The organism is Streptosporangium sp. NPDC002721, from assembly GCF_042888905.1.
GTDB lineage: Bacteria > Actinomycetota > Actinomycetes > Streptosporangiales > Streptosporangiaceae > Streptosporangium.
The window spans coordinates 314,321-331,871 of the sequence record NZ_JBIAQI010000006.1 but is presented as its reverse complement, the minus strand read 5'-3'; the positions used below and the strand labels follow the sequence as shown (position 1 = coordinate 331,871).

Annotated in this window: 13 protein-coding genes and 1 pseudogene; 6 read left to right on the top strand and 8 right to left on the bottom strand. The window is 71.4% G+C overall.

What is annotated here, in order from left to right; all coding sequences use genetic code 11:
* Positions 1–300 precede the first annotated feature (300 nt).
* From ACFYWM_RS10655 to larC, 4 genes are read left to right on the top strand one after another with little or no spacing between them, the layout of a single operon-like run.
* The gene (locus tag ACFYWM_RS10655; RefSeq protein ID WP_389911862.1) at positions 301–1,080 is read left to right on the top strand and encodes a FadR/GntR family transcriptional regulator; all 780 of its coding nucleotides are present in this window, start codon (positions 301–303) and stop codon (positions 1,078–1,080) included.
* Positions 1,077–2,357, top strand: a complete 1,281-nt coding sequence (larA, locus tag ACFYWM_RS10650; RefSeq protein ID WP_389911859.1) for a nickel-dependent lactate racemase — start codon at positions 1,077–1,079, stop codon at positions 2,355–2,357. Before ACFYWM_RS10655 ends, larA begins: the two co-directional genes overlap by 4 nt.
* Positions 2,354–3,157, top strand: a complete 804-nt coding sequence (gene larB, locus ACFYWM_RS10645) for a nickel pincer cofactor biosynthesis protein LarB (protein WP_389911856.1) — start codon at positions 2,354–2,356, stop codon at positions 3,155–3,157. Before larA ends, larB begins: the two co-directional genes overlap by 4 nt.
* Entirely contained in the window at positions 3,154–4,323 is a 1,170-nt protein-coding gene (gene larC / locus ACFYWM_RS10640; protein WP_389911853.1) for a nickel pincer cofactor biosynthesis protein LarC, read from the top strand. The genes larB and larC overlap by 4 nt, the downstream gene beginning before the upstream one ends.
* Before the next feature lie 33 nt (positions 4,324–4,356).
* On the opposite strand, the pseudogene ACFYWM_RS10635 reads toward larC, so the two are convergent.
* A pseudogene (locus ACFYWM_RS10635) lies at positions 4,357–5,547 on the bottom strand (RNA-guided endonuclease InsQ/TnpB family protein); the annotation flags it as partial.
* 118 nt (positions 5,548–5,665) lie between these two features.
* Between ACFYWM_RS10635 and ACFYWM_RS10630 the strand changes: the two are divergent.
* Positions 5,666–6,493 (top strand): TIGR00268 family protein, encoded by an 828-nt coding sequence (locus ACFYWM_RS10630; RefSeq protein WP_389911850.1) that lies wholly within the window; start codon positions 5,666–5,668, stop codon positions 6,491–6,493.
* Positions 6,494–6,701: 208 nt separating this feature from the next.
* On the opposite strand, the gene ACFYWM_RS10625 is transcribed toward ACFYWM_RS10630, so the two are convergent.
* The 7 genes from ACFYWM_RS10625 to ACFYWM_RS10595 all read right to left on the bottom strand — a co-directional run bounded on the left by ACFYWM_RS10625 (position 6,702) and on the right by ACFYWM_RS10595 (position 16,634).
* Entirely contained in the window at positions 6,702–8,534 is a 1,833-nt protein-coding gene (locus ACFYWM_RS10625) for an RICIN domain-containing protein (RefSeq protein ID WP_389911848.1), read from the bottom strand.
* Positions 8,535–8,573: 39 nt separating this feature from the next.
* Entirely contained in the window at positions 8,574–8,840 is a 267-nt protein-coding gene (locus ACFYWM_RS10620) for a hypothetical protein (protein ID WP_389911845.1), read from the bottom strand.
* Between the two features lie 1,076 nt (positions 8,841–9,916).
* Positions 9,917–12,205: an NEW3 domain-containing protein gene (locus tag ACFYWM_RS10615; protein WP_389911843.1), complete on the bottom strand. Its 2,289-nt coding sequence runs from the start codon at positions 12,203–12,205 to the stop codon at positions 9,917–9,919.
* A gap of 117 nt (positions 12,206–12,322) precedes the next feature.
* On the bottom strand, positions 12,323–13,540 hold the full coding sequence (locus ACFYWM_RS10610) for a mandelate racemase/muconate lactonizing enzyme family protein (RefSeq protein WP_389911840.1): 1,218 nt from the start codon (positions 13,538–13,540) through the stop codon (positions 12,323–12,325).
* A gap of 1 nt (position 13,541) precedes the next feature.
* Positions 13,542–14,369, bottom strand: coding sequence for a carbohydrate ABC transporter permease (locus ACFYWM_RS10605; protein ID WP_389911837.1), 828 nt, complete (start codon positions 14,367–14,369; stop codon positions 13,542–13,544).
* A complete protein-coding gene (locus ACFYWM_RS10600) occupies positions 14,369–15,355 on the bottom strand; it encodes a carbohydrate ABC transporter permease (protein ID WP_389911834.1) in 987 nt (328 codons plus the stop codon). Before ACFYWM_RS10600 ends, ACFYWM_RS10605 begins: the two co-directional genes overlap by 1 nt.
* 4 nt (positions 15,356–15,359) lie before the next feature.
* Positions 15,360–16,634 (bottom strand): ABC transporter substrate-binding protein, encoded by a 1,275-nt coding sequence (locus ACFYWM_RS10595; RefSeq protein WP_389911831.1) that lies wholly within the window; start codon positions 16,632–16,634, stop codon positions 15,360–15,362.
* A gap of 139 nt (positions 16,635–16,773) precedes the next feature.
* Between ACFYWM_RS10595 and ACFYWM_RS10590 the strand changes: the two genes are divergently transcribed.
* Positions 16,774–17,544 (top strand): FadR/GntR family transcriptional regulator, encoded by a 771-nt coding sequence (locus ACFYWM_RS10590; protein WP_389911828.1) that lies wholly within the window; start codon positions 16,774–16,776, stop codon positions 17,542–17,544.
* Positions 17,545–17,551: the final 7 nt, after the last annotated feature.

Below are 17,551 nucleotides of genomic sequence, written 5' to 3'. Positions count from 1 at the left end.
CGCTCTGGCGATACATGCGCACGAAGGTCTACCTCCAGCGGATGTTTCCGAAAGGTGAAGAGATCTTCACCACATGGACATGGGATGTCTTTGTAATCCTCCCGGCGCTACGTGTCTAGACCTTCCGGTGAAATAGCGTAAATATGCTGAATTCAATGAATATTTCAGGCGCTGTCGTACGGATGCGTCCCATGTTTGCCTTGCGGTGGATCTCCCTCCCGCGCGAACATAGGATGTCTGTTATGTTCCCGCGGTGACCCGCGTACCGATCGATCGACTTCACGACCGGAGGTCGTGCCCATGTCCCTGACCGACGAGGCGATCTCCCGCATCCGGGCGCTCGTCCAGTCGGGCGACCTCCCCCCCGGGGCGCGGCTCCCCCCCGAGCACCAGCTCGCCGCCCAGCTCGGCGTCTCCCGCAACCCGTTGCGCGAGGCGGTCAAGGCGCTGGTCGTGGCCCGGGTGCTCGACGTACGGCGGGGCGACGGCACCTACGTGACCAGCCTGGAACCCCGGCTGCTGCTGGAAGGGCTCGGGCTCGCCGTCGAACTGCTGCGCGACGACACCCTGCTGGAGATCGTCCAGGTACGGAGGATGCTGGAACCCGCGGCCACCGCGCTGGCCGCGTCCCGCATCTCCGCGGAGCAGCTCGCCGAGATCGGCGAGCACCTCGCCGCGATGCGCGCCGCCAGCGACGAGGTGGAGAAGCTGAACCACCATGACGCGGCCTTCCACCGCGCCGTGGTGCGGGCGACGGGCAACGAGACGCTGTCCACCCTGCTCGACGGGATCTCCGGCCGTACCCTGCGGATGCGGGTGTGGCGCGGCACGGTCGAGACCGGCAGCTCGCACAAGACCATCGCCGAGCACGAGGCGATCTACGACGCCCTGGCCGCCGGTGACGCGACACTCGCCCAGGCGGCGGCGCTGGTGCACATCGGCACGACCGAGACGTGGCTTCGCTCGGTGCTGGAGGACGTGGAGGGCTCCCCGGCCGGGGCCGACGGCGATCCGTCCCCGGCCGGTACTAAAATCGCCGACGGGCTCTGGCCGGAGCTCGGTGGTGAGGAGACACGATGAAGGTCCGCTTGGCCTACGGGGAGACCGGTCTGACGGTCGAACTGCCCGACGAGGCCACCACGGTGGTCACCCCCGTCCACCACCCGGCCGCGCCCGACCAGATGGGCGTGCTGCGGGCGGCCCTGCGCGACCCGGTGTCCGGGCCGCCGCTGCGCGAGAGGGTACGGCCCGGCCAGACCGTCGCCATCTCGGCCTGCGACATCACCCGCCCCCAGCCGCGGCACCTGATGATCCCGGCGATCCTCGACGAGCTCGACGGCGTCGTCGACCTCGGCGACGTGACCGTCCTCGTCGCGACCGGCACCCACCGCGGCAACACCGAGGCCGAACTGCGCGCGATGTTCGGCGACAGGGTCGTCGACTCCGTGCGGATCGTCAACCACGACGCCCGCGACCTCGCGTCCCTCACCTACCTCGGCCGCTTCGGCAAGGACGTGCCGGTGTGGCTGAACACCATCTGGGTCGAGGCCGACGTGCGGATCACCACAGGTTTCGTGGAGCCGCACTTCTTCGCGGGCTTCTCCGGCGGGCCCAAGCTGGTCGCCCCCGGCCTGGCCGCGCTGGAGACCGTGCTCACCCTGCACGACGCCGCGCGCATCGGCGACCCCCGGGCCACCTGGGGAGTGATCGAGGGCAACCCCGTGCACGACGACGTGCGGGCCATCGCCGAGGGCACCGGGGTGACCTTCGCCCTCGACGTGATCCTCAACCGCGACAAGGACATCGCGGCGGCGTTCGGCGGCGACATCCTGCCCATGCACGCCACCGCCACCACCGCCGCCCGCGAGGCCGCCATGCGACGGGTCGAGGCGCCCTTCGACGTGGTGGTCACCACCAACTCCGGCTACCCCCTCGACCAGAACCTCTACCAGGCGGTCAAGGGCATGTCGGCGGCCTTCCAGGTGGTCCGGCCGGGCGGAGTGATCGTCTGCGCCGCCGAGTGCCGCGACGGCTTCCCCGACCACGGCTCCTACCGCGAGGTCCTGGCCTCGGAGTCCTCCCCGCGGGCACTGCTCGACGCGATCGCCGCCCGGCCGGTGACCGTCCCCGACCAGTGGCAGGTGCAGATCCAGGCGCGCATCCAGGCGGGCGCGCGGGTGGTGATGCACACCTCCTACCTCAGCGACGCCGACCTGGCCACCGCCCACCTGGAGCAGACCGGCGACATCGCGGCCACGGTGACCGAGGCGCTGGCCGCCGCCGGGCCGGGCGCCCGCGTGTGCGTGCTGCCGGAGGGCCCGCAGACCATTCCCTACCTGTCCGGCGGCCGGGCGTGAGCGAACGCGCGACGGACGCGGTGGACGCGGTGGACGCGGTGGACCTGGGGTTCGCCCGGGTCGACGTGGACCGGGAGGCCCGCCAGGGGACGCCCGAGGTCGTCTACGGGCCGGGCAAGACCGCCGGGGAGATCGCCGCCATCGCCTCCGCCCTGCTCGCCCGCAACACCGGCCCGGTGCTGGCCACCCGGGTCGAGGAGACGGTCGCCGGGGCCGTCCTGGCGGCCGTGCCGGGCGGATCCCACGACCCGGCGGCGCGGCTGCTGGTGTGGCGGCCGGCGGCGACCGGGCCCTTCGCGGTAGTGGTGGTCACGGCGGGTACGTCCGACGGGCCGGTGGCGGCCGAGGCGGCGGCCGTGGCCCGGGCGCTCGGGCTGGACGTCACCGTGGTCCGCGACGTGGGCGTGGCGGGGATCCACCGGCTGCTCGCCGAGACCGACCGGCTGCGCGCGGCCGACGCGGTGATCGTCGTGGCGGGCATGGAGGGCGCGCTGGCCAGCGCCGTCGGCGGTCTGGTGGCGGCACCCGTGATCGCCGTGCCCACCTCCGTCGGGTACGGCGCGGCCCTGGAGGGCGTCACCGCCCTGCTGGCGATGCTGTCCTCGTGCGCCGCCGGCCTCACCGTGGTCAACATCGACTCCGGCTTCGGCGCCGCCATGGCCGCCCACCGCCTCGCATACACCTTCACCCGTCGCACCCGTCGCACCCGTCGCACCCGCCCGCCGTCCCCTCCCGTCCCCGCGCCCCAGGCGTCCCCGGGATCCCCGGAATCCCCGGGATCCCCGGGAGAAGAACGGTGATCTGCTGGGTCAACCCGTTCACCGGGCTGGCGGGGGACATGCTGCTGGCGGCGCTCGTCGACGCCGGGGCCCCGCTGGAGGGCATCCGCGCGGCGGTGGGATCGACCGGTCTCACCGGCTGGGAGCTGACGGCCGGGCGGGCGGTCAGCCACGGGCTGGCGGTGACCCGCGTACGGGTCACGGTCACCGACACGGCGACCGAGCGGCGGGCGGCCGAGCTGATCTCCATGGCCGGGGCCGCCCGCCCGGAACCGGTCGCCGCCCTCGCCACCGCCGCGCTGCGGGCGATCGCCGAGGCGGAGGGCCGGATCCACGGCACCGACCCCGGCCTGGTGCACCTGCACGAGCTGGGCGGCCACGACGCGCTCGTGGACATCGTCGGCGTGGCCGCCGCGCTGCACCTGCTCGGCGTCACGGCCGTGCACTGCGCCCCGATCCCCCTGGGCACCGGCACGGTGAGGACCCGCCACGGCGTATTGCCCGTACCGGCCCCCGCGACCGCCGCCCTGCTGGAGGGGGCCCTGGTGACCGGCAGCGACCTGCCCGGGGAGACCGTGACCCCCACGGGGGCGGCGCTGCTGCGCGCCATGGGGGCGCGCTACACCCCGCCGCCGGCGATGACCCCGGTGGCGACCGGCTACGGCGCGGGCACCCGGGAGCTCCCCGACCGCCCCAACGTCGTCGCCGTCACCGTCGCCGAGCCCGCCCGCGACGCCGGCACCGAACCCCTGGTCGTCCTGGAGACCAACCTGGACGACGTCACCGGCGAGGTGCTCGGCCACACGATCGCCCGGGCCCTGGAGGCCGGCGCCCTGGACGCCTGGGCCACCCCGGCCACCATGAAGAAGGGCCGGCCCGCGCACGTGCTGCACCTGCTGTGCCGCCCTCCCGCCGCACCGGCCCTGCGCGAGCTGCTCTTCGCCGAGACCGGCGCGCTCGGCGTGCGCGAGGTCGCGGTCGAGCGCACGGCCCTGCCTCGGCACACCACCGAGGTCGACCTGGAGGGCCACCGCGTGCGCGTCAAGCACGGACCCCACTCGGCCAAACCCGAACACGACGACGTGGCCGCCGCCTCGGCCGCTCTCGGCCTGTCCCTGCGCGAGACGGCCGCCCGGGCGCTGCGGCTGGCCCGCGAGCGGCCCCCTACGCGAGAGAGACCGGGTTGACTTCCTCCCCCTCGGAACGAGGGGGATTCCCACGGTCGCCCGTGAGAGTTCCTGCTTCATCGCCGGTCGCCCGCCAGAGAGGACTCTGTGAGGTCTTACACCAGCTCCACAGGCGTTTCACCTCTCCGCCAGCCTGGCGGCGAGGATGTTCTTCGCGGCGTTGACGTCCCGGTCGTGGATGGCGCCACAGGCGCACGCCCAGTCCCGGACACCCAACGGCATGGACCGCTGGATCGTGCCGCACGCCGAGCACAGCTTCGACGAGGGAAACCACCGGTCGACGACGACCAGCTCCCGCCCGTACCAGGCCGCTTTGTACTCCAGCATCGTGCGCATCTGGCGCCAGGAGGCGTCCGAGATGGCGCGGGCCAGAGTGTGGTTTCGCATCAGGTTGCGCACGGTGAGGTCTTCGATCACGACCGTTTGGTTTTCACGGACGAGACGACTGGTGACCTGCTGCAGGTGATCACGCCTGCGGTCGGCGATGCGGGCATGCACCCGCGCCACCTTGAGCCTGGCCTTGGCCCGGTTGGCCGAGCTTTTCTCCTTGCGGGCGAGGCGCCGCTGAGCCTTGGCCAGCTTGCGGCGGTCGGCCCCCTCATGCCGAGGGTTGACGATCTTCTCGCCGGTGGAGAGCGTCACCAACGCCGTGATCCCCGCATCCACGCCGACCACCTTGGTCGTCGGGGTGAGCGGCCGGATCGTGTCCTCACACAGGAGGGAGACGAACCAGCGGCCCGCCGCATCCTTGGTTACGGTCACCGTGGACGGCGCCGCGCTTTCGGGCAGGGGACGCGACCACACGATGTTCAGCGGACCGTCCATCTTCGCCAGCGTGAGCCGACCATCCCGATAGGTGAACGCCGAGCGGGTGTACTCGGCGCTGAGCCGGGACTTCTTGCGGGACTTGAACGTCGGATACCTCGCGCGCTTGGCGAAGAAGTTCGCGAACGCCGCCTGCAGGTGCCGCAACGCCTGCTGCAGCGGCACCGACGACACCTCGTTCAGGAACGCGAGCTCCTTGGTCTTTTTCCATGCGGTGAGTGCAGCCGAGGACTGCACGTAGGAGAGCCTACGGTTTTTGAGGGTGTAGGCGCGAGTTCGTTCTTCCAGAGCCTTGTTGTAGACGAGGCGGGCACAGCCGAACGTGCGAGACAGCTCCGCCGCCTGCTCGTCTGTCGGGTAGAAGCGGAATTTGAACGCCCGCTTTACAATCTGCGCCACGCCTCACACGATGCCACATGAAGCCGACTGTGGACGTGTGTTCGATCCCAGACCTGCGGCACTGCGCCGCGTTTCCTCCCTGGCCTGAAGGCCGGGGTCTCCACGCTGGAGGTATTCGATGACCTTCGACGCCAAGATCACCGCACTGCTCGACCGGCTGGCGGCCCTGCCCTCGCTCGCCGTCGCCTTCTCCGGCGGAGCCGACTCCGCGCTGGTGCTGGCGGCGGCGGTCCGGACACTCGGGGCCGGGCGGGTACTGGCGGTGACGGGAGTCTCCGACAGCCTGGCGGCCGAGGAACTCGCCGTGGCCCGGCGGTTCGCGGCCTCCCTCGGCGTACGGCACCTGCTGCCGGCCACCGCCGAGACCGAGAGCCCCGGCTACCGCGCCAACGGCCGCGACCGCTGCTACTTCTGCAAGTCGGAGGTGCTCGACGTGATCGGCCGGGTGGCGGCGGAGCACGGCTTCGCGCACGTCGCCACCGGCACCAACGCCGACGACGCCGTGGACCCGTTCCGGCCGGGGATCAGGGCCGCCGACGAGCGCGGGGTGCTCGCCCCGCTGCGCGACGCCGGCCTGACCAAGGCCGAGGTACGACGGGCCAGCAAGGCGTGGGACCTGGTCACCTGGGACAAGCCGGCCGCGCCCTGCCTGGCCAGCCGGGTCGCCTACGGCCTGGAGGTGACGCCGGCTCGGCTGCACCGGATCGAGACGGCCGAGCGGGCGGTGCGCCGCCTGCTGGCCCAAGCGGACCTTCCGGTCACCGACCTGCGGGTACGCGACCTCGGCGACCGGGTGAGAGTGGAGGTGCCCGCCGACCTGAGGCCCCGGGCCGCCGGGCTGCCGGGCCTGGTGCCGGCCGTACGCGAGGCCGGTTTTCCCGGCGCCGAGGTGGAGGTGGCGGCCTTCCGCTCCGGAGCCCTGAACACCGAGCCGTCCCGCCCTTGAGAAGAGACCTACCGGGATCCGAGACCGGAGCTTCCTCACCGGTCTCGGATCCCGGCCGATCGCCTACGCCCCGCCGAGCGGGACCGGGCGGATCCGCTCCCGGTGGACCGCCCCCGTCACGGCGGTCCCACCGTGACGGGCGGGCGACGTGCCGGTTCCCGCTGTCCGTTCCGCTGTCCGTTCCGCGGTCTCCCGCTTTCGCTCATGATCACACCTGGGCGCGCAGCCACTGCTGGTTGGTGCCGGTGCCGCAGGTCCACTGCACGGCCTGGGTTCCGTTGGCGGTACCGGCGTTCAGCACGTCGAGGCACTTGTCGCTGTGGCGGGCGACGAGACGCACGTAGCCGTTGCCGGCGTCCTGGAGCCGCCACTGCTGGTTGGTGCCGCCGTTGCAGGTCCACTGGACCACCCGGGCGCCGTCAGCGGTCGCGGTGGCACCACCGTACACGTCGAGGCACTTGCCGCTGCTGACGCTCGTCACCGTGTAGTGGCCGCCGCCGGCGTCCTGGAAACGCCAGCGCTGGTTCGCCTGCCCGTTCGCCGTCCATTGCACGATGTCCGCGCCGTCGGTCGTCGCGGCGTTGTTGACGTCCAGCAGCTTCGCGCTGTGCCGTGCGGTCAGCGTGTAGGTGGCCGGTGTCGGGACGGTGGTCTGGGGAGCCAGCCGGTAGATCCCGGAACCGTGGGGAGGCAGCAAACGGGTGAACGTCCCGGCCGAGGTGCCGAGGTTCGCGCCGGACCACAGGTCGGTCACGACGGCCGAGCCTATGCCGAGGTCGGCGAGGTTCACCGACACGTTGGCCGTCGCGCTCTCCCGGTTGAACAAGGCGACGTACCGGTGGTCGCTGTTCGGCACGTCGGCGGTCCACACCTGCCGGGTCCCTCCGTAGAGCCGGCGGTTGCCGGTGCTGTGCTGGTCGACCGCGAGCACCGCGGAGTTGGTCATCAACGCCAGCTCCGACGCCCGGTTCTCGACGAGGTTGCCACCCCACATCAGCGGCGCCCGGTTGATCGCCCACAGGGTCATGAGCGTGCGCTGCTCGTCGGCGGTGAGGTTGGAGTACCGCGGCGAGCCGACCGGGCCGTACTTCGACAGCCGTCCGATCGGGATCATGTCCGGGTCGGGCCAGGCTCCCGTCGTCCGGTGCGGCGTCCAGTTGTGCAGCTGGTCGAACAGCGCGTCGAGAGCCGGCCAGTTGTCCCAGAGATCGTTGACGATTCGCCACATGTGCGCGTTCGCCCGTACGTGCGACCCGCCGGCCAGCGGCGTCGCGCCGGGCGACAGGCTCAGCACCATCGGGCGGCCGCTGCGCTGGATCGCCAGCCGGTACCCCTCGACCTCCGCCTGCCGGTAGGTCGGCGCGGCGATGTCGTCCACCTTCACGAAGTCGACCCCCCACGAGGCCAGCAGCTGGAACACCGAGTCGAGGTACGCCTGCGCGCAGGGGTTGGTCATGTCCAGACCCCACATGAGGTTGAGCCAGGCCGCGGTGGTGTTGTTGGCGATCTGGCCGGCGCGGCAGCTGGTGCCGAGGATCGGCACGTTGTCCGCGACCGCCTGCCGGGGAACGCCCCGCATCAGGTGTACGCCGAACTTCAGCCCCCGCGCGTGCACGTGGTCGGCCAGCGGCTTGAACCCGTTGGCGCCGGTCGCCGAGGGGAACCGGGTGGTGTCGGGCAGCAGCCGCCCGTTGGCGTCCATCCGGAGCCGGGGTTGCAGGTTCGCGTCCTGGTTGGGGCTGCCGTTGTGCTGCCCGGGGTAGTACCAGGCCCAGTCGATGACGACGTACTGCCAGCCGTGCTGCCGCAGGTTCGTGGCCATGTAGTCGGCATTGGCCCGGACGTCGGCCTCGGTGACCCTCCAGTTGAACGAGTCGTAGCTGTTCCATCCCATCGGCGGGGTGTCGGCGACGCCGTTGTCCCACGTCAGCGCCCGCTCCGCCGAACCGCTGCCGACCAGGTTGGCCACGAGCATGAGCGTCGCGGCCACCAGGACGGCCGTCCGGCGGAGTACCGGATGGACCGTGCGTTTGTCGTGCATTGGACCTCCAGGGGAATCGGGGCGGGGGTGAGGGCCCTCTCAGGAGGGTTGGTCCCCGGCGGCGCCCGGGCGTCTGTTCCCGGGGGTGGCCGGGAGCCGGAGGCTCGTGCGCCGGTGGCCGGACGGCGCCCGGGTGTCGCCGTCCGGGAGGCTCGCCCGGACGCCGAACCGGCCCCGGCCGAGGGCCGTGCGCTCCCCCTTGCCGTCGTCGATGTCGCCGGTCCGGTGGAGGTGCGCGCCTTTGAGGTCGTCGGTGCCGAAGGCGACGTAGGGCGGCCCGGAGGGGGAGCGGGGGGACACGGACATGCGAACTCCGGAGGCGAAGGGGCCACGAGTGCCCGGACGTGATCGTTGACGTGCCTGCCGGGGCGCGCCCCGGAGATCGGAGAGGAGCGGGGGGTCGGCGCCGGCTTCGTCGGCCGGACTGCTCATCGGGCGTGCCGCCGCGTGAGTGGCGACGGCGATCCGCCGGACGCGGAGACGGTGGTGGAGTCCGCCGCTCTTAGGTCGACTTCGTTCTCGATGAGGGCGGAGTGCGGCGACATGATGTGTTAGCGCTAACAAAAACGGGCGTGACGCACACCCGGGATCCGAATCGCAACACGGGAGACCCTTTCGGGAGAATGAGGGGGCGGGCAGCGTTCGTCGCACCCTTCAACGGGATGGCGGTAAATTTCGCAAGACTTTCATGACCCTCGTGTGAGACTGTAAATTGACGGGGCATTCCAGACAAGAGCTCTTTCGAAAGATGCCCGAAACAACCGGGGAACCCGCTGCGGCACCCGTGGGCGAGCGGGGGCGGGCCGCCCGGAGCCGGCCTGGCTCGCCGGGGGCGTGGACCAGCGCCGGAATCCGGGCCGGGAGGACTCGCGGCGAACCTGCCGCGTACGACGGGGGGTCGCCGCCGTCCCTGAGCGTTTCCCCCCGAAGCCGGTCCCGCACGATGCGATCGGGTGTCCGTGAGGGCGGCCGAAGGCCCGCCGGGGTGGGAGTGCGGGGAAAGGGCCGAGGGTCTTTCCTTGACGCGGATCGGCCGCATCGTATTGGCTCCGCACGCCCCCTTCCCGCCGGAAAAATGAAGCGGCCCACCGGCGAACTTTATGTGAGCGCTAACACCACCGGCGGTCCCATGCGCACATCCGGGGCGAATCCCCGGCGCCGCCGAAGGGGCACCGCCGGGGGCGGCGTTTCCTTCTCGGCCGGGCCGAGGCCACGGGCGCCGGATTCGAAGTGGCCGAGGTCACGGCGCCGGATTCGAAGTGGCCGAGGCCGGCCTTCCCGGTCGTGACGATGCGGGCGGCGAGCCGCCGGCCTGGCCGTACCACGACCTCATCGACGGTGCCCGGGACAGGGCCGGCGACCGGGTGCGGTTCGCGCCCCGGTCACCGGCCTCCCCGTGGCGCGCCGGGCGCGGTCAGCGTCAGCGACCTGTCCAGGACGTGGTCGGCCTCACCGGCCCGGAAGACCACCGACGCCCTGACGGGCACCCGGCCGGCCTGGGGCGCGAACTGCTCGGGGGCCGTGATCCTCCACCTCTCGGTGTCCGAGGCGCCGGGGGGCAGCACACGCCTCACCGGCCTGCCGGAGCGTTCGGCCCGCCAGCCCTCGGGGACGGTGATCGAGACGGCCAGGCCGGTGACCGGACGGTCGCCCAGGTTCTCCACCGTGGCGGTGAGGGTGGCCGGATCACCGGCGCCCACGGCGGCCGGATCGGCCGCGAGGAAGGCGCCCACCGGGGGACGCCGCGGGTCGGGGGCGCCGCGGTACGGGCCGGTGGGGCCCGCGTTGTAGATCACCCGGCTCGCCTCGATCGGGAGGTTGCCGCCGGCGACGGTGACGTTGCCGCGGACGACGTTGCCGCGCTCGCCGTCGTCGATGCCGGTGACGGCGGGGTCGGTCACGTGGTTCCCGATCAGCGTGAGGTCGCCGGTGTGGTTGCCCTCGCGGGTGTTGGCGTGCGCCCACCGCCCCGCGGTGCCGAGGAACACGTTGCGGCTCACGCTCAGATAGCGGGAACCCTCGTCGAAGTACAGGCCGTGCTGCCCGCTGTTCTCGCAGTAGTTCTCCTCGACGCGGCTACGGGGTATCGCCGAGAGCGTGTAGACGCAGCTCGCCTCCGACAGCGCCCGCACGACGTCGCGCACGTGGTTGCCCGCGATACGGACGTCGCTCAGCGTCGTCGGCGTGTCGTGGACCGGCCGGAAGTCGTAGAGCCCCCGGCCGAGGTAGTCGGGGCTGCCTCCCGGGTCGTTGGCGCCCCAGCCGTAACCGACCCCGATGCCTATGTATGGCATGTCGGAGACGTGGTTGTGTTCGACGGCCAGCCGCGTGACGTAGCTGGCGAAGATCGCGGCCTGGTCCAGGTATTCCAGCGCGGTCGCGTGGACGCGGTTGTCGCGGAGCGTGATGTCGCTGTTGACCATGCGCGGGTCGGACGGGTGGTGCGCGTCGGGGCCCACGCCGCCGGCCACGATGCCACCGCCGGAGCTCGCGGTGAACGTGCTCCCCACGACCGAGACCCGGTGCGCGCCCAGTCCCACGCCGGTGGCGCAGGCGCCCGCGTCGTTGCCGATTCCGAGCCCGACGGAACCGAGGTTGACGAAGGCGCAGCCGACGAACGTGATGTCCTCCGCCGCCGACACCTGCACCGCCGCGGCGGCCTGCTCCCAGCCGTCACGAGAGGCCTCGAACCCCGCGCAGCCGGAGGAGCACGAGGTGAACGCGTCGGCCGGCCGGTGGGGCTGGACGCCGCTGACGAACACGCCGGTCTGCTGGTTCGCGTACCCGTCGGGCGAGCCGGGACGCAGCCACGTGGTGCCGGTGAAGGTCAGGCCCTCGAAGCGCAGGTCGCGGGCGGGCTCGTCGTAGGTGCCGCCGACCTGGAGCAGCGACTCCAGCCGCGGCAGCTCCACCCGCGCGCGCGAGATCTCCTGCCCGGGGAGGGGCTTGTAGTAGAGCGTTCCCGTCGCGGTGTCCAGGTACCACTCGCCGGGGTCGCTCAGAAAGCCCCTGGAGTTGAGCAGGAAGAACGCAGGCGTGCGGAACGGAGCCTGGACGGTGTCGTAGCCGTAGGTGTTGTTGTCCCAGGCCGGCTGCCGCATGACGACCGTCGAACCGGAGACGCTCCGCACCGGCGAGAACCGGTTGGTGAACGTCAGCCTCGCCTGGAAGTCGATGCGCCCCTGGTCGGGCAGGGCGGCCAGGTAGGCGAGGTCCGGGTTGTCGACGGTGAAACCGGTCGGGGTCAGCGTGATGTCGCCGGGTGCCAGCTCGATCCGGGCGCGCTGCGCAGGGATCCCGTCGACGTAGAGCTGCCGGCTGTCGAACCCGGTGCCGACGTGGGCCCGGTAGACATCCGTGGCAGCGCCGCCGGGGCCGTCGGGCTCCCAGCCGGTGACGGGCCGGGCGCCGCTCAGCACGGGCCGGGCTCCGCGCGCCGCCCTCCAGGTCACGGTGTGCCCGCCGCGGCCGGAGTCGGCGGCGCCGAGGCGCAGCGGCGAGGCCAGCCGGTAGGTCCCGTCCAGGAGCAGGACGGTGACGTCGCGGTCCCCCTCGGCCGCGACGTCACGCGCCCGTCTGCGTGCCTCCTCCAGGGTCGCCAGCGGCCGGTCCGCACTACCCGGCCCCTCGTCGTCGGCGTTCCCGGCCCCGGTGGGCGCGACCACGATCACGCGGCCCGCCCGGGTCGCGGCCGGTTTACGTCCGTGCGGCACGGGTGACGGACACACGTGCGTTCCCTTCTTCCGGTACGGGATGCGTCATGGGCGGCCGGCGCCGGAGGGCGGGCCTCACCTCAGCGTCCGGTGCTGACCGTCCATGACCAGGGGGGCGAGCAGGCGCTGCTGCGCGAGGTGGCCGTTGTCGGACACCGCCAGCAGCCGCCGGCCGGCCTGTTCCGGCCGGACGCCGGGACCGTCGGCCGACAGGGTGCCCGGCCGCCGGGTGATCCCCGTGATGACGCCCTCGTCGATCGTGAGGCCCAGGCCGGGCGAGTCCCCGAGGACGAAGGCGCCGCCCTCGACGTACAGGTCGACGGACACGCCGAGCGGCGGCCGCAGGTCCTGCAGCTCGCTGGCGATGTGGTTCGGCACCGACGTCGCGGCGTGCAGCAGGCCGGCCGGGACGTTGCCGACCGGGCTGACCGGCAGGTCGTGGGCGTGCGCCAGGGCGGACACCCGCAGGAAGTGGGTGATCCCCCAGACCACGGCCGTCTGGACGATGTCGACGGCACCCGAGGCCAGCAGCGGACGGTACTGCTCGAGCCCGGTGAGGTTCTCCCCGGTGGCGACCGACGCGCGGATCCCGCGGCCGACGACGGCCAGGCCCTCGGCGTCCCACCGCCGGACGGGCTCCTCGACCCAGGTGAGGTCCAGGGTGCGCTCGAGCTCGCAGACGTGCCGGATCGCCTGCTTGCGCGACCAGGCCTCGTTCGCGTCGAGCATCAGGCCCGGCCGCGTCCCGCGTCCCGCCTCGGTCAGGACCTCCCGGACCAGCGTCAGGCGATGCCGGTCACTCTCGACGTCGAGGCCGCCCTTGAGCTTGGCCGCCCGCAGGCCGTGCCGGGCGTAGACCTCGTACACCGAGACGAGCTCGTCGTCGGTCAGGCCGATGTCCAGGCCCGAGGCGTAGGCCGGGACCCGCCTGTCACGACCGCCCAGCAGGCGCCAGAGCGGTTCGCCGGCCGCCTTCGCCTTGATGTCCCACAGGGCGGTGTCGAGCGCGCCGATGGTCCCGAAGACCGCCCCCGCGTGGCCCGCCTTGAAGGTCTGCCGCAGCATGCGGTCGTACAGCGCGGTGACGCCGCGCGGATCCTCCCCCTCGATGGCGGCGAACACGCTGTCCAGCTCCACGTGCGGCCCGACGCCGACGCCGGTGATCCCCTCGTCGGTGTCGACGACGATGATCGAGACCGGAACGACCCCGTCGGCGTAGACGCCGTTGGCGTCACCGACCGGGCGATCCCATTCCTGGACCGTCGTGAAAGTGCGATACCCCGAAATACGCATGTCAGCCCTTCGTGGAACCGGCGGTGACGCCGTCGGCGATCTGACGTTGGAGGAAGAGATAGACCATCAACACGGGTACCGCGGCGATCAACACCCCGGAGGCGAAGGTGGGGATGTCGTCGGAGTACTGCCCGCGCAGCGAGGTGACCCCGACCATGAGGGTGCGATGGTCGGCCGAGGGCATCATCAGCAGCGAGATGAGCACGTCGTTCCAGCAGAACAGGGCGTTGAGGATGCCGACCGACAGCAGGGCCGGAGTGCCTATCGGCAGCATGACCCGCCGGTAGACGCCGTACGTCGTGTTCCCGTCGATTCTCGCCGCGTCGACGATCTCCCCCGGAACGGTCTTGTAGTAACTCGTCATCAGGAAGATCGTGAACGGGAGGAACTGCGCGACGTAGGCCAGGATCAGCCCCGGGTAGGTGTCGATGAGACCGCTGTCCGCCATCACCCGGGCGAGCGGCACCATGATCACTTGGAACGGGATGAACAGTGCCGCGAGGCAGCCCAGGAAGAGCGCCTTGGAACCGCGGAACCGCAGCTGGCTCAGCGCGAAGCCCGCCATCGACCCCAGGAGCAGCAGCAGGACCACCGAGATCGTCACCACGACGAGCGAGTTGACGAAGTACCGCCCCATGCCGACGCTGGTCCACGCGGTGACGATGTTGTCCGGCTGCAGGGAGGCCGCCGGGGAGAACCGGTCGAGGACGTACTCGCGCCGGGTCTTCATCGCGACGTTGGTGGTGAACACGAGGGGATAGATCGTCGCCAGCGCGAGGAGCGCCATCGGGACGGCGAGCACCCACCTGGTCAGGCGGCTGCCGGACATCAGTCCTCCCTTCCGGCGCGGCGGAGCACGCTGATCTGCATGAGCCCCACCACGAGCATGATGAGGAAGAGGACCGTCGACGCGGCCGAGGCGAGCGCGGGGCGGTTCATCTGTCCCTGCTGGATCCAGACGTAGTACTCCGGCAGGTAGGTGGACCCCTCCGGCCCCCCGCTGGTCATGACGTACAGCAGGCCGAACATGGACGTCAGCATCCCGATCATCGTGGTCACGAAGACGAACTGGATGGTGCGGGTCAGACCCGGGATGATCACGTGCCAGATGATCTGGGGGAGCGACGCGCCGTCCACCCGGGCCGCGTCCAGGAGCGCGGGGTCCAGGGTGGCGAACCCGGCGAGGAACACCACCAGCGCCATCCCGAACGTCGCCCAGATGTGCACGCCGACGACCGCGAACATGGCGACGTCCGGGTCGCCGAGCCAGTCGACCGGGCCGATGCCGACCGTCGCGAGGGCGGTGTTCAGCGGGCCGTCGAAGGCGAGCATGAGGTTGAAGATCGCACCGACGATCACCGGTGAGAGCACGGCCGGGAAGAAGTAGACGCTGCGGAAGACCCGGTGGCCGGGCACGCGCAGGTAGATGAACGTCGCGAGCAGGCCGGGGATGGCCACCGCCACCGGAAGCAGCAGCACCAGCAGCCCGACGTTGCGCAGCGCGCTCTGGAACGTCGCGTCCTGGAACATCTCCAGGTAGTTGTCGAGGCCGACCATCATGCCGTTGCGCTCGCCGTCGCCCGTGAAGGAGAAGTTGACGCCGAGCAGCAGCGGCCACAGCCGCAGCGCCACGATGATCAGCAGGGCCGGGGCCACCAGGACGTAGGGCGCGAGACGCTCGGAACGCCACGCGCGGGAGGAGGGCCGGGGAACGGTCCCGGTGTCGTCGCGGCGTTCCCGCGGCCCCGTCTCCCCTCCGCCGGTCCGTCCGGGACCGACCGGGCGGACCAGCGGTGAGGAATCTCGGATCGGCACAGGATCAGCTCGCCCGATCCGAGGCGGCCAGCTGCTCCACCACCTCGTCGACGGTCGCCGATCCGCTCAGGAGCTGCTGGGAGAGCCTTCCCATCAGGTCCAGGGTCTTGGAGGACAGCGCGACGTGCAGGGCGGGCTTGCCCTCCTTGAGCTGCGACACGAGCGTGCCGACGGCCGCGGGGCCCTGCGTCACGTCGATCGTGGTGTCGGACGCGATCGCGCCGGCGTCGGCGTAGAAGGAGGTCAGGGCGTCGGTCGTGGTCAGCGACCGCACCATGTCGGCGGCCAGCTTCGGGTCCTTCGCCCACTTCGCGACCGCGTAGCCGATGCCGCCGTCGTACGCGAGGCTCGGGGTGGTTCCGGCGGTGACGACCGGGGACGACATGACGCCGACCTTGTCGGCCCCCAGGAACTCGCTGAAGTCCTTCCAGTGCCCGATGTCCGACATCAGCCCGATGATGTGGGCGGCCTTGCCGGAGTTGAAGACCGTGAAGGCGTCGTTGAACATCGCGGTCGAGTTGGCCCCCTTGTTGTTCAGCCCCGAGTCGCCGGCCTCCTTCCACAGCTTGAAGATCTGCTTGACGTTGGGGGAGTCCCAGGCGCGCTTGCCGGCGATCCAGTCGTCGTACTCCTGCGCCGTCAGGATGCCCGAGCCCAGGCCCGACATGAAGAACTGGATGCCGGCGCCCTCCTTGTTGCCGAGCGCGAAGCAGTCGGCCCCGGTCTTCTGCTTGATGGTGGCGCAGTCGTCGACGAACTCCTTCCACGTCGTGGCGGGGCTCGCCGGGTCGAGTCCGGCCTTCTCGTACAGCGTCCTGTTGTAGTAGATCGGGTGGCCCTGCAACGTCACCGGCGCGCCGTAGATCTTGCCGTCCTTGCTGAAGGCGTCCCAGCCCGCCAGGCGCTCCTTGTCCTCGGCCACGTACTGGTCGAGCGGGAGGAGCGAGTCCACGCGGTCGCGGATCTGGCCGCCCCCGTTGAAGAGCATGACGTCCGGTCCCGTACTGGACTGGATGGCCGCGCCCAGCAGGGTGTAGTACTGGTCGAACGGCTGGGCCACGAACTCGACCGTGACGCCGGGGTGCTTCTTGGCGAAGTCGTCCTTCGCCTTCTGGACGTAGGAGGCCGCGGCCGCGTCGCCGGACTTCCAGTCCCAGACCACGAGCTTCGTGACCTTGCCGGAGTCGCTCGGCGACGACGTGGGCCGGGTGGCGCTTCCGCAGCCGGTCAAGGCCAGACCCGCGACCAAGACGGCGGACCACAGTGTTCGCTGCTTCATTGCTGTTCGCTTTCCAGAGGACGGCCGGCTCGCCCGGCCGCGGTTTGAGGCGAAACGTAATTCGTATGACGTCTGACGTCAATATGTGTGGCATATACTGACGTCGAAATGTGGCGCCGCCCGCGGCACCGGAGGAGATATGACGACATCGCAGGAGTCGCCGCCGAGCGCCGCGCCCCCGCCGGCCTGGGTACGGCGGCCGGCCAACCTCGCCAGAGCGGTGACGGCGGAGCTGGTGGAGCGCATCGTGCGGGGGGTGCACCCCCCGGGCACGCCGTTGCCCGCCGAACCCGCGCTGTGCGACGCCTTCTCGGTCAGCCGGACCGTCGTCCGCGAGGCGGTGAAGATCCTTCAGGAGAAGGGGCTGGTGCAGGTCCGCCAGGGCAGCGGCACCATAGTCACCCCGCCGACGAGGTGGGACATGCTCGACGAGCTCGTCCTCGCGGCGACCATCGCCGAGGACGAGAGCCTCGCGATCCTCGACGACCTCGTCATCACCCGGCGCGTGCTGGAGTCCGACATGGCGAACCTCGCCGCCCGCTTCGCGGACCAGGACACCGTCGACCGGCTGCGGGCGCTGGTGGATCGGATGGACGAGCTCGTGGACGACCACGTCACGTACGCCGAGCACGACCGCGCCTTCCACGACGTGATCATGCAGGCGTCCGGGAACCGCATCGCCCGGGGCGTGGTGCGGGCCCTGGAGAGCCAGGTCATCAACACCGCCCGCTACATGGGCCAGCCCCAGCGGGCCCTGTGCGTGGCGTCCAACCTCGGCCACCGCCGCATCTACGAGCGCATCGCCGCCCACGACCCCGACGGCGCCGCCGAGGCGACGTTCAACCACATCACCGACGCCTGGCTCGTCCGTCGCGGCGGGCCGGGCGAACCCGTACGCCTGGAGCGTTGAGCGCGGA

Coding starts and splice junctions, on each gene's coding strand:
- larA (WP_389911859.1), top strand. CDS start 1,077: ATGAAGGTCCGCTTGGCCTACGGGGAGACCGGTCTGACGGTCGAACTG.
- ACFYWM_RS10655 (WP_389911862.1), top strand. CDS start 301: ATGTCCCTGACCGACGAGGCGATCTCCCGCATCCGGGCGCTCGTCCAG.
- ACFYWM_RS10630 (WP_389911850.1), top strand. CDS start 5,666: ATGACCTTCGACGCCAAGATCACCGCACTGCTCGACCGGCTGGCGGCC.
- ACFYWM_RS10590 (WP_389911828.1), top strand. CDS start 16,774: ATGACGACATCGCAGGAGTCGCCGCCGAGCGCCGCGCCCCCGCCGGCC.
- ACFYWM_RS10620 (WP_389911845.1), bottom strand. CDS start 8,840: ATGTCCGTGTCCCCCCGCTCCCCCTCCGGGCCGCCCTACGTCGCCTTC.
- ACFYWM_RS10605 (WP_389911837.1), bottom strand. CDS start 14,369: ATGTCCGGCAGCCGCCTGACCAGGTGGGTGCTCGCCGTCCCGATGGCG.
- ACFYWM_RS10595 (WP_389911831.1), bottom strand. CDS start 16,634: ATGAAGCAGCGAACACTGTGGTCCGCCGTCTTGGTCGCGGGTCTGGCC.
- ACFYWM_RS10625 (WP_389911848.1), bottom strand. CDS start 8,534: ATGCACGACAAACGCACGGTCCATCCGGTACTCCGCCGGACGGCCGTC.
- ACFYWM_RS10610 (WP_389911840.1), bottom strand. CDS start 13,540: ATGCGTATTTCGGGGTATCGCACTTTCACGACGGTCCAGGAATGGGAT.